Here is an 11,257-nt window from a genome sequence, read left to right on the forward strand (position 1 = left end):
TCGCCGGGCTGGTCGCCGTGGCGTTCGTCGGGGTGATCGTGGGCGGCACCCTCGACGTCGACTCGTTCCACCAGTCGCTCGTCGTGACCGCGGTCCTGTTCGGCGCGGGCGGCCTGGTCAGCCTGGTCGGGATCCGGGACCCACGGCGGTCGGCCGGCGACCGCCCGGCCGTCACAGGGGCAGCTTGAACCCCTCGTGCGACTGGGCGTACCCGAGCGACCGGTAGAACCGGTGCGCCTCGGGCCGCTGCTTGTCCGACGTGAGCTGGGCGAGGGCGCAACCGCGCTCCCGCCCGCGCGCGTGGGCGTGCTCCATCAGCGCTCGGCCGAGGCCCCGGCCGCGCAGCCGGGCGTCGACCCGGACGGCCTCGACGAGCAGCCGCGTGGCGCCGTTGCGGGAGATGCCGGGGACGAACGTCAGCTGCATCGTCCCCACGACCTCGCCGTCGAGCTCCGCGACGACCAGCTCGTCGTTCGTGCTCGCCGCGATCGCCTCGAACCCGGCGACGTGCGCGGGCCCGAACGCGCCGGTCCGGGTCGCGGCGACGGCGTCGTCGGCGATGAGCTCGACGATGCGCGCGAGGTCGTCGCGGACGGCGGGGCGGAACGCGACGCGGGACGTGACGGGGGCGGCGGGGGAGTCGGGCACGGCCGCGAACCTACCAGCGGCGACAAAACGCTGGCGGCGGCTCGTGCCCGCCAGTAGGTTCGGCACCGCTGTGCACCGTGACGAGACGAGGAGGTGAGACCGATCGCCACCACGACAGGTCGGGGCTCCCTCCCTCGCACGGCCTAGGGAGCGTCCGCAGAAGGCATCCCGAAAGGCAGGTGGCGCCATGCGCCTCACCTCTGAGACGTCGTCGGACGGCGTCCGCGAACAGCACTTCACCCTCGACGACGTCCCCGGCGTGCTCTGGACGCCGGAGCCCGCGGTCGGACCTCGCCCCGTGATCCTGATGGGCCACGGCGGCGGTCAGCACAAGTTGGCGCCGGGCATCGTGGCCAGGGCGCTCCGGTTCGTGACCGAGTGCGGATTCGCCGCGGTCGCCGTCGACGTGCCGGGGCACGGCGACCGGCCGAAGGACGAGGAGCTCGACCGGATCGCGACCCAGAACCGGGAGCGTGTCGACGCCGGAGCCGACCTGGCCCCGTTGGTCGCCGCGTTCCAGGCGCGCGTCGCCCGCCGGACCGTGCCGGAGTGGCGGGCCGTGCTGGACGCCGTGCAGCGACTCGAGCACGTGGGTGGCGAACCGGTCGGCTACTGGGGCGTGTCGCTGGGCTGCGGCCTCGGCGTCCCGTTCGTCGCCGCCGAGCCGCGGGTCCGCGCGGCGGTGCTCGGGCTGGGCGGGGGGTCGGTGTCCGCGGACGACGCGCGGCGGATCGTCGTCCCCGTGGAGTTCCTGCTGCAGTGGGACGACGAGCGGATCCCGCGGGAGCAGGGGCTGGCGCTGTTCGACGCGCTCGGCTCGGAGGACAAGACGCTGCACGCCAACCCCGGCGGGCACATGGCGATGCCCCGCCTCGAGGTGGACAGCACCGTGCGGTTCTTCGCGCGGCACCTCGGCTGAGGCTCGCTGTCCCGGCGCTACCCTCGCCCCGTGACCGAACGCGAGATCACCGACGACGTCGCGCTCTGCGAGCCGGACGGTCGGCTGAACCCCGACGCCGTCGGCTGGAGCCGCGCTCCGCGGCACGACACGGCAGGCATCGGGCGGGGGTGGCGCGGGTTCGGGCGGAACAAGCGCTGGGAGTACTGGGCGGTGATGACGCCGGAGCACGTCGTCGCGCTCACCACCTCCGCGCTGGACTATGCCGCGCTGCACCAGGTGTGGCTGCTCGACCGTGGCTCCGGCGTCGAGGTGGACGAGGTCGCGATCGCCCCGCTGGGCGGGTCGGCCGTGCTGCCGCACCGGCTGGGCGCAGGGCCGGTGCGGTCGCGGACCCGCAAGGTCGCGATCGCCGTCGACGAGCTGCCCGGTGGCACCCGCCTGCGCGCGCGCACCGACCGGGTCGAGCTCGACGTGCTCGTCGCGCGCCCTGAGGGCAGGGAGCTGCTCGCCGTCGTCGTGCCGTGGTCGGACCGGCGGTTCCAGTACACGGTCAAGGACGTCGGGCGCCCGGCGTCGGGTTGGCTGAGCGTCGACGGCGCGCGGGTGGAGCTGCCGGCCGGCTCGTGGGCCACCCTCGACCACGGCCGCGGGCGCTGGCCCTACCGCGCCTCGTGGCAGTGGGGCGTGGGCTTCGCCGTCGACGGCGGCCGCGCCGCCGACGGCACGCGACACACCGTGGGGGTCCAGCTCGGCGGGACCTGGACGAGGCCGGGCCCCACCACCGAGAACGGCGTCTTCGTCGACGGCCGTCTGCACAAGGTGGGCGAAGAGCTGGAGTGGACCCTCGACCGCGAGGATCTCCTCGCGCCGTGGCGGGTGCGGGGCGCGCGGCTCGACCTCACGTTCACCCCCGGTCACGACCGTGCGAGCCGGACCGAGCTCGGGATCGTGGCGTCATCCACCCACCAGTGCTTCGGCCGTTGGTCGGGGTGGGTGACGACCGTCGACGGCGGGCGTCTCGACGTCGCCGGACTCGACGGCTGGGCGGAGGACGTCGCGCAGCGCTGGTAGCAGCGCCGGAACCTCAGAACGGCGGCGTGGCGTCCCGCTCGGCGCGGGCGTTGACCATGCCGGCCTCGCGGTCGACGACGCCGGTATCGCCGACGAGGTTGCCGCTGTGGTGGCCGGCGTCGACGTTGTCGTCGGAGGTGGGGTCGTCCAGCGGCACGACGTGCCCGCGAGGAAGCGTGCTGTGGACCGTGGCGTCGGGCCGGACCGGGCTGGTGCGGTGGACGCGGCCGGTCGGCGACGTCCACTCGAGGATTCCGCCGGTGCCGGTGCCGGTGCTGGTGCTGGCGGTGGAGCTTCCGGGGTGTCCCGTGCGGTCCGTGCCGGGGCGTGCTGTCGCGTTGTCGGGGACCTGCCGGACGTGCCAGCGCGTCTGGTGCTTGGCGACGTGGTGCCGACGGCACAGATGCGCCAGGTTGACCGCCGCCGTCGTGCCGCCATCGGCCCAGGCGACCGTGTGGTCGAGGTCGGTGCCGGCGGCGGGGCGGGTGCAGCCGGGGAAGCGGCAGGTGCGGTCGCGAACCGCGACGAGCGCCTTGAGGTCGGCGGGCACCGCGTAGGTGGAGCGCCCGACCGAGAGCACGACGCCCGTCTCCGGGTGGGTGAGGATCCGCCGGAACGATGGCGCGAGGGCGGCGAGCCGACGCGCCGTCTCGGCGTCGATCGGCGTGCGTCCATCCAGAGTCGCGGGAACCTCCGAGCAGCCGAGCAGCGTCAGCACGGGGACCGTGACGTGCACCTGCGGGCGGATCGAGCGGGCGAGGGTGGCCAGGGCCGACTGGCGGCACAGCAGCTCGAGGAGCGGGTCGCCGAGCCCGAGGTCGTCGACAGGTGCGGCACCGGGCCGTTCGTCGCTGCGCGGGTCACCGGGTCGTTGTCCGCCGGGCTGATCCTTGCTGTGCCGGTCGCCGGGCTGATCCTTGCAGTGCCGGTCGCCGGGCTGATCCTTGCTGCGCCGGTCGCCGGGTGCGCCGCCCGATGGATCGCCCGCTCTCTCCGGATCTCCGGACCGTGCGTCCTCGAGCCTCTGGGCGGTCGGAGGGCCGACCGGCGACGCGCTGCCCGGCGTGGCGGCGTCACCAGGCTGCGACGCGTCGTGGCCGGATGCTGCTGCGGCGAGGTCGAGAGTGCCGTCGTCGAGCAGGAGCGCGGACAGGACGTCGGCGCGGAGCTGCTGGGTGGTGCGCTCGTCGCCGTCGTCGCGCAGCCGGCGGGCGGTCCGGGTGAGGCGGTCGTCGATGCCGTGGGCGAGGGGTGCCGGCAGGTGTGCGGTGAGCCAGGCCATGCCGTCGCGTCCGTCGTCGAGGTAGACGGCCCGCCGGTCGGCGGCCTCGGCGTGACGGATGTCCGCGGGCACCGGATGCACGTCCTCTCGGACCCGGCGGGCGCGTGCGCCGAGCTGGGTGGGCGTACAGGACGCCGCGCCGACCAGCGAGACCTCCTCGACACGGCCGGCCTCGGCGGGCTCGAGGTCCTCGACGTGCTTGGCGATCTGGGTGGCGTGTGCCCACGAGAGCTCGCCGCGACGCAGGGCGGCAAGCGTCCGCGGCGCCTTGGCGGCGAGGGTGCCCGCACGGTCGGCCAGGGTGTCGGCGGCGTGCTCGCCGATGCGCAGCGTGGTGGCGACCTCGGCGACGACCGCGCGCCGGGCGAGCTCCAGTCGCCGCGCGCTCGGCGCCACCCGGACGATCGGGTCGTCCTCGTCCACCAGGTCGGACTCCAGGAGCTCGGCCAGCCGGGACAGGTGGGCCAGGACCTCGGCGCGGCGCCCGTGCAGGGCGGCGACCAGCGCCTCGAGCCGCGCGAGATCGTCCAGCGCGGTGTCCAGGTCCGCCATCGTCGGGCGAGCCGCGGTCGCGCACGTGAGGGCGGGTGCGGGGTCGCCGGAGGTGGGCTCGGGGTCGGGCGCACTCGCGGACCGGTGACCGAGCACGGCTTCCGCGGCCTCCTCGTCCGCGCGAGCCTCCCGCGCAGCCTGAGCGCGGATCTCGGCGACCGTGGGCTCGTGCCCACCGGGTATCGCGGCCAGCGGGATCGACGTCAGCCGTGGCAGCTCCCGGCGCGCCCATGCGAGGCCACGCTCCGCCACGACGGAAGCGTCGTGGGCGGGGTCGGGGTGCGTCGTCGTCACACCCTCATCCTACCAAGAATCGAACATATGTTCGACTACCTCTGGAGCGCTGGTCCGACCCGGTGGCGGGTGTGCCGGGTGGGCCGACGGGGCGAGGTGCCGACGGCGCTCAGCGGACCCGGTCGGCACCTCCGCCCGCCACGAACGCCGCGACGACGCCGTCCGGCTTGCGGGCGGCCTGGTCGCGCAGGCAGGGGACGAAGACGTCGGCGAAGTCGAGCCGGGGCCAGCGCTGCTCCACCTGGGCCAGCACGTCCGCCGGCCACAGCTCGGCGCCCCGGCCCGACACGTCCACGCCCGTCGCCCGGGCCAGGAGGTGCCCCTCCGGTCGTTCGCCCACGGGGACGTCGTCCTCGTCGAGCATGTGGTCGACGACCGCACGGGCGGTCCGGTCGCGCCGCCCGTCGGGCCAGCCCGCACCGGCTGCCAGGACCCAGGCGACGTTCCCGCCTGCGACCTCGAAGTGCTCGTGGTGACCGTCGAAGGCCCGTACCAGGCCGATGTCGTGAAGCAGGCCCGCGACGGCGAGCACGTCGACGTCGAAGTCGATCCCGTGGCGGCGGCCGAGGTCCGACGCCAGCAGCGTCGACCGGACAGCGTGGTGCGCGAGCGCGGGCGGCGAGAACCGGGTCACGACGTCCAGCGCGGCGCGCACGGGGGCGGAGTCGGGCAGCTCGAGGGCCATGGCCCGGACGATACGCCGACATCTGGCCGCCGGTAGGGCTGCCCGGACGCGGGTGCCGGTGCGGTCGCTGCGGTCGGTGCGGTCGGTGCGGCCGGCGTGTCTGCCACGGGCGTACGTCCGCGACAGGCAGGACGTGGACGGGGCAGGGTGAGGGCATGAGGCTGCTGGTGCTGGGTGGTTCGGTGTTCCTGTCCAAGGCGGTCGCGGCGGACGCCGCCGCGCGCGGGCACGAGGTGGTGGCCGTGAGCCGCGGGCGCTCGGGCGCCGCGCCGGACGGCGTGCGGCACGTGACCGCCGACCGCGACGGCCCGTTCCCGGAAGGGCTCGCGGCCCAGGAGCTCGACGCCGTCGTCGACGTGTCGCGCACCCCCTCGCACGTGCGCAAGGCGGTGGCCGCGGTGCCCGGCGCGCACTGGGTGTTCGTGTCCACGATCAACGTGTACGCGGACGACGCCGACCCGGGAGGTCCGGGCGCCGGGCGGCTGCGCGAGCCCGAGCGGGGCGACGTCGACGGTGCGGGGAGCCCCGAGGCGTACGGCGCGATGAAGGTCGCGTGCGAGAACCTGGTGCGCGAGGGTGCGGCGAGCGCCGCCGTCGTCCGGCCGGGCCTGATCGTCGGCCCCGGAGACCCGAGCGGGCGGTTCGCCTACTGGCCCGCCCGGATGCGCCGCGTGCTCGATGACGGCGCGCGCGACGTGCTCGCGCCGGGCGACCCGGCCGACCCGATGCAGGTGATCGACGTGCGCGACCTGGCCGCCTGGATCGTCGACCTCGCGGAGAGGCGGACCGAGGGCGTCTTCGACGGCGTCGGGCCCGCGTCGACGGTGGGCGCCATCCTCGCGGAGGTGGCCCGCGGCTGCGGGGCGGAGCCCCGGTGGCGCTGGGCGGACCGATCGGGCCTCGAGGCGGCCGACGTGCGCCCCTGGTCGGGGGAGCGGTCGCTGCCGCTGTGGCTCCCGCGCCCCGAGTACGACGGGATGCCGGCGCACGACGCCGCGCCCGCGCTCGCCGCCGGGCTGTCGCCCCGTCCGGTCGCCGACACCGCGCGCGACACGCTCGCATGGCTGCGGGCGACGCCCGACGCCGCCGTGACGGGGCTGACCGCGGACGAGGAGGCCGAGGTCCTGGCCCGGCCCGGACGGGGTTCTGACGTCGAGGTGTGATGCGTCAGACCCCGCGACGACGGCCTCGCGCCCTTCGGGCGGGGTTAGCGTCGAAGGGTCAGCGCCCCCGGCCCCACCAGGGCCGGCCGGGCGGTCGTTCGTCCCTTCTGGGCGTCGTCTCGCGTCACCCGCGTCCCCGCCCGCCGGGACGTGGTGCGAAGGAGAGAACGGACATGGCGACAGGCGGCAGCTTCCAGGGCAAGGTGGCGCTCGTGACGGGCGGCGGCTCGGGCATCGGCGAGGCGGTGAGCAAGGAGCTCGCGGCGCACGGCGCCAAGGTCGTGGTCACGGACATCCGGCTCGACGCGGCCCAGCGGGTGGCGGACGAGATCGCGGCGGCCGGTGGCGAGGCCGCACCGTTCGAGCAGAACACCGCGGTCAAGGAGGATGCGTTCGAGGCGGTCGACTTCGCCAGGGCGACGTTCGGCGGCCTCCACCACGCCGTGAACAACGCGGGCATCGGCGGCAAGCAGGCCCCGGCCGGCGAGACGGACCTCGACGACTGGGACCGCGTCATCGACATCAACCTCAACGGGGTGCTCTACGGCATGCGCGCGCAGATCCCGGCGATGCTGGAGCAGGGCGCCGGCGAGAGCTCCATCGTCAACATGGCGTCGATCCACGGCACGGTCGCGGCGATCGGCAACGGCGCCTACACGGCGGCCAAGCACGGCGTCGTGGGCATCACGAAGAACGCCGCCGCAGAGTACGGCCCGCAGGGGCTGCGCATCAACGCGGTCGGGCCGGCGTACATCAAGACGCCGCTGGTCGAGTCGAGCCTGCCGGCCGAGGCGCGCGAGGCGCTCGTCGCCAAGCACCCGCTGGGTCGCCTCGGCGAGCCCGAGGAGGTCGCCCGGGTGGTGCGCTTCCTCCTGTCGGACGACGCGTCCTTCGTCACGGGCGCCTACTGGCTGGTCGACGGCGGCTACACCGCACTCTGAGCGGCCAGACGCTCGACGGCGGCCTCGCTCGGTCTCGCGCCGGGCGGGGCCGCCGTCGGGTCTCGACCCTTCGACAGGCTCGGGACGACGCGGGGTTCAACCAGCGGCGAGGCCGGCGGCGAGCTCGTCGACGAGGTCGAAGCCCTCCTGGAGGCCGCCCTCCATGCCGGAGTCCACGATCGCGTCGCGGACCTCGACGCTCGGCGCCCGCGTCACGAGCGTGAGCGTGGTGCGACCGTCCTGCTCGACGAACGTGTAGGTGTTGAGCGTCGCGGCGGCCTCACCGTCGGGCATGCCCTCGTAGACCTCCGTGTGGACGAGGCGCTCCGGGGGCGCCACCTCCTGGAACTCGCCGTGGAACGCGACCTCGAACCCCTCGTTCGCCTCCATGACGTACCGGTAGGTGCCGCCCGGCCGCGGGTCGATGTCGATGCTCATCACCGTGCCGTGCTGGCCGGCCCACCAGCGGGCGATCAGCTCGGGCTCGGTGAACACCCGCCAGACGACGGCGGCCGGCGCGGCGAACTCGCGCGTGACCTGGATGTCGGTGTCGTTCGGCAGCGTCAGGACGGCGGTGCCCTTCGTGGTGGTGCTGGTCATGACCTTCTCCTTCGGTCGGGTGTTCCTGCGTCGGTGGCGCCCTCGTCGACCAGCTCGGCGAGCACGTCGTCGACCATGGCGAACCGTTCCTCCCACAGCCGCTCGTACCGGCCGGCCCACGCGTGGACCTCGCGCAGGGGCCGGCCGTCGACGCGGTAGAGGCGACGACGTCCGTCGTCGCGGACCTCGACCAGCCCGACCTCTCGCAGCACCTTGAGGTGCTTGGAGACCACGGGCTGGGCGACGTGCAGCAGCTCGACGAGCTCACCGACGCTGAGCTCGCGCCCGGCGAGGGCGTCGAGGATCTCGCGGCGCCGGGGCTCGGCCACCGCGTTGAACGCGTCCGTCGTCGTCGCTGCTCGTGCCACAGGACCAACGTATACCGATATAGGAATACGTCAAGGGGTCGGGTTGCAGCGCGCGGCCATCGTGGCGAGCAGCCCGACGTCGGGGCGCCAGGGCTCCAGGTTCCATGTGGCCTTGTCCGGGGCGCCGATCGCGTGGCAGGCGAGCTGGTCGCGCATGGTCGCGGTGTCCACCTCGGGTTCGGCGGCCACGAGCTCGGCCCACACGACGTCGACGCCGGCCTCGCCGGCGGAGCGCGCCCAGCCCGTGGCGTCGACGGCGAGCGAGCGGCCGCCCTCGCGCTCGCCCCAGTCGGCGCTCGCGACGCCTGCGGTACCCAGCGTCGTGGCCGCCTCGCCGGGGCCGTCCCCGTCGTCCCCGCCGGCCGGCCGCACCTCGACCGCCTCGCCGTCGACGACGAAGCGCGCCCCGGTCGGCGCGCTCAGCCCGCCGACGGGATCGTCGTCGGCGTCGAGCACCGTGAGGCTGCCGTCGCCGTTCCGCCCGAGCGTGCCGCGCGGCGCCGCGAGGGTCACGGTGGGCGGGTCGTCGGCCGGGAGCCCGGCGAGGTCGAGTGTGATCGTCCGCGTGGCGTCAGCCGGGTCGTCGGACACCGCGACGTGCGGGGCGTCGATCGCCGCCCCCGGGACCGTGATCACCAGCGTGACCTGCCCCGACGACACCTCGACGCTCAGGGGCGCGGCCGACGCCGAGGCCGATGCCCCGGGATCGGCGGACGCGGTGGGCGCGGTGGCGGCGGACGGGGTCGGCGGGGGTGCGGTGTCGCCGCCGCCGGCGCAGGCGCCGAGGCACAGCAGCGCCGCGACGGTCACGGCCGGCAGCGCGGCGGGCACGGGGAGGGAAGCGGTGTGACGTCGGGGCACGAGGACAGTCTCCGGCACGGCACGGCCGTGGCGCCGGGCGATCCCGGACCAGGGCCTGGCCAATCAGGTGAGGTTCGCCTAACCTCACTCCCGTGAGCATGCACGCCCTCCGCAAACCGGTCGACCCCCACGTCCTCGTCGCCGAGGTGGTGTCGACCAAGCAGGTCGGTCACCACCTGCGGCGCGTCACCCTCGGCATCAAGGACATCGAGCGCCTCACCCTGGTCGGCGACGACCAGTGGTTCCGCCTCTTCCTGCCCCGGCCCGGCCAGGAGGCGCTCAAGCTGCCCACGCGGACCTCCAACTACGGCTGGTACGCGCAGTACCTCGCGACGCCGCGGTCCCGCCGCCCGCTCGTGCGCAACTACACGATCCGGGCCTCCCGGCCCGAGCTGCGGGAGATCGACGTCGACTTCGTGATCCACGGGCACGAGGGACGTGACGACGACCCGATGGGGCCTGGCGCCACCTTCGCCGCCACCGCGCAGCCCGGCGACCGCGTCGGGATCCTCGACCAGGGCGCCTACTTCCGCCCGCGCCCCGAGCACGAGTGGACGCTGCTCGTCGCCGACGAGAGCGCCCTGCCCGCCGTCGCGGGCATCTGCGAGTCCCTGCCCGACGACGCGCGCGGCGTCGCCGTCGTCGAGGTCCCCACCGCCGACGACCGCCAGGACTTCCGGGTGCCCGCCGGGGTCGACCTCCGGTGGGTCGAGCGCGACCGGGCCGCGGCCGCGGACCCGGCGCTCGCCGAGGTTCCGGGCCGCGCGGCCCTCGCCGTCGTGCGGGAGGCCGAGCTCCCGCACGGCACCGGGTACGCCCTCGTCTCCGGGGAGCAGGCGCTCGCCGCGGGGGTGCGACGCCACCTCGTGGACGATCGCGGGTGGTCGAAGGCGCACGTCGACTTCGTCGGCTACTGGCGGCACGGCAAGGCGTCGCCGAGCTGATCACTCCACCAGCACGACCTCGTGCGGGGAGGTGTTGAGGCGCACGGCGGCCTCGGGGGAGTCGTCGAGCCCGGGCACGCCGGCAGGGAACGCGACGACGATGTCCTCGATCCGCACGCCGAACTCGCCGGGCAGGTAGATCCCCGGCTCGACCGAGAAGCACATGCCGGCCGAGACCGGCGCCTCCTCGCCCTCGACCAGGTACGGCGGCTCGTGCGTCGTCAGGCCGATCCCGTGCCCGGTGCGGTGCACGAAGAACTCGCCGTAACCCGCGTCGTCGATCACCGCGCGGGACGCCCGGTCCACGTCCTGGCAGGTCGCGCCGGGCCGCACGGCGTCGACGCCGGCCTGCTGGGCCACCCGCACGACGTCGTGCACCTCCTGCTCGCGGGCGGTGACCTCGCCGACGTGCACCGTGCGGGTGGTGTCCGAGCCGTACCCGTCGGCGAGCCCGCCGAAGTCCATGACCACCATGTCGCCGGCCGCGATGACGCGGTCGCCGGCGTCGTGGTGCGGGTCGGCGCCGTTCTCGCCCGCGCACACGAGCGTGAAGTCCACCTGCTCGTGCCCGTGGTCGCGCAGCAGCGCGTCGAGGTCGGCGGCGACGTCGCGCTCGCGGCGCCCGGCGAACGGCCGGGTGACGATCTCGGCGAAGACGGCGTCCGCGCCCGCCCCGGCCGCGGCCAGGCGCGCGACCTCCTCGGGCGACTTGGTCGCGCGCAGCATCGGCAGCGCCGTCGTGACCGCGACGTACGACGACGCCGGGAGCGTGCGCTGCAGCCCCAGCACGTGCAGCGCCCACGCGGTGTCGCTGATGCCGTACCGCCCCTCGGGCCGCAGCAGGCGGGCCGTGACCGCGTGCTCGTCCTCGCCGTCCGACCACGCCACGGCCTCGATCCCGCCCACCGCGCCGACCTCCAGGTCGTGCGCCTCCAGGCGCGGGACGA

12 protein-coding genes and 1 pseudogene are annotated in these 11,257 nt (G+C 75.1%); 6 read left to right on the forward strand and 7 right to left on the reverse strand.

Annotated features, from left to right (window positions below):
- Positions 1–188: pseudogene (locus ABD254_RS18240) on the forward strand (MFS transporter); the annotation flags it as partial.
- Here the strand turns inward: ABD254_RS18240 and ABD254_RS18245 are convergent.
- Complete coding sequence (locus ABD254_RS18245) at positions 172–648, reverse strand: GNAT family N-acetyltransferase (RefSeq protein WP_344250140.1); 477 nt, start codon at positions 646–648, stop codon at positions 172–174. The pseudogene ABD254_RS18240 and the gene ABD254_RS18245 sit on opposite strands and share 17 nt — an antisense overlap.
- Positions 649–835: 187 nt before the next feature.
- Here ABD254_RS18245 and ABD254_RS18250 point away from each other — a divergent pair, with 187 nt between their 5' ends.
- Both ABD254_RS18250 and ABD254_RS18255 read left to right on the forward strand, forming a co-directional pair.
- Positions 836–1,567: a dienelactone hydrolase family protein gene (locus ABD254_RS18250; protein WP_344250141.1), complete on the forward strand. Its 732-nt coding sequence runs from the start codon at positions 836–838 to the stop codon at positions 1,565–1,567.
- Between the two features lie 30 nt (positions 1,568–1,597).
- Positions 1,598–2,620, forward strand: a complete 1,023-nt coding sequence (locus ABD254_RS18255) for a DUF2804 domain-containing protein (protein WP_344250142.1) — start codon at positions 1,598–1,600, stop codon at positions 2,618–2,620.
- Positions 2,621–2,633: 13 nt separating this feature from the next.
- On the opposite strand, the gene ABD254_RS18260 is transcribed toward ABD254_RS18255, so the two are convergent.
- Together ABD254_RS18260 and ABD254_RS18265 are read right to left on the reverse strand one after the other, a co-directional pair.
- A complete protein-coding gene (locus ABD254_RS18260) occupies positions 2,634–4,748 on the reverse strand; it encodes an HNH endonuclease signature motif containing protein (RefSeq protein ID WP_344250143.1) in 2,115 nt (704 codons plus the stop codon).
- 109 nt (positions 4,749–4,857) lie between these two features.
- A complete protein-coding gene (locus ABD254_RS18265; RefSeq protein ID WP_344250145.1) occupies positions 4,858–5,433 on the reverse strand; it encodes an HD domain-containing protein in 576 nt (191 codons plus the stop codon).
- A gap of 155 nt (positions 5,434–5,588) precedes the next feature.
- Here ABD254_RS18265 and ABD254_RS18270 point away from each other — a divergent pair, with 155 nt between their 5' ends.
- Positions 5,589–6,596, forward strand: coding sequence for an NAD-dependent epimerase/dehydratase family protein (locus ABD254_RS18270; protein WP_344250147.1), 1,008 nt, complete (start codon positions 5,589–5,591; stop codon positions 6,594–6,596).
- Between the two features lie 173 nt (positions 6,597–6,769).
- Entirely contained in the window at positions 6,770–7,537 is a 768-nt protein-coding gene (locus ABD254_RS18275; RefSeq protein ID WP_344250148.1) for an SDR family NAD(P)-dependent oxidoreductase, read from the forward strand.
- A gap of 96 nt (positions 7,538–7,633) precedes the next feature.
- Here ABD254_RS18275 and ABD254_RS18280 read toward each other — a convergent pair whose 3' ends face one another.
- The 3 genes from ABD254_RS18280 to ABD254_RS18290 are packed head-to-tail and all read right to left on the reverse strand — an operon-like array spanning position 7,634 to position 9,366.
- Positions 7,634–8,137 (reverse strand): SRPBCC family protein, encoded by a 504-nt coding sequence (locus ABD254_RS18280; RefSeq protein WP_344250150.1) that lies wholly within the window; start codon positions 8,135–8,137, stop codon positions 7,634–7,636.
- Positions 8,134–8,505, reverse strand: coding sequence for an ArsR/SmtB family transcription factor (locus tag ABD254_RS18285; protein WP_344250152.1), 372 nt, complete (start codon positions 8,503–8,505; stop codon positions 8,134–8,136). Before ABD254_RS18285 ends, ABD254_RS18280 begins: the two co-directional genes overlap by 4 nt.
- A 30-nt stretch (positions 8,506–8,535) precedes the next feature.
- A complete protein-coding gene (locus ABD254_RS18290) occupies positions 8,536–9,366 on the reverse strand; it encodes a DUF2599 domain-containing protein (RefSeq protein ID WP_344250153.1) in 831 nt (276 codons plus the stop codon).
- Between the two features lie 98 nt (positions 9,367–9,464).
- Here ABD254_RS18290 and ABD254_RS18295 point away from each other — a divergent pair, with 98 nt between their 5' ends.
- Positions 9,465–10,310, forward strand: coding sequence for a siderophore-interacting protein (locus ABD254_RS18295; protein WP_344250610.1), 846 nt, complete (start codon positions 9,465–9,467; stop codon positions 10,308–10,310).
- On the opposite strand, the gene ABD254_RS18300 is transcribed toward ABD254_RS18295, so the two are convergent.
- Positions 10,311–11,257 (reverse strand): M24 family metallopeptidase (locus tag ABD254_RS18300; RefSeq protein ID WP_344250154.1); only part of this gene is annotated, 947 nt, incomplete at its 5' end.

It is taken from the genome of Isoptericola hypogeus (assembly GCF_039531145.1).
GTDB lineage: Bacteria > Actinomycetota > Actinomycetes > Actinomycetales > Cellulomonadaceae > Isoptericola > Isoptericola hypogeus.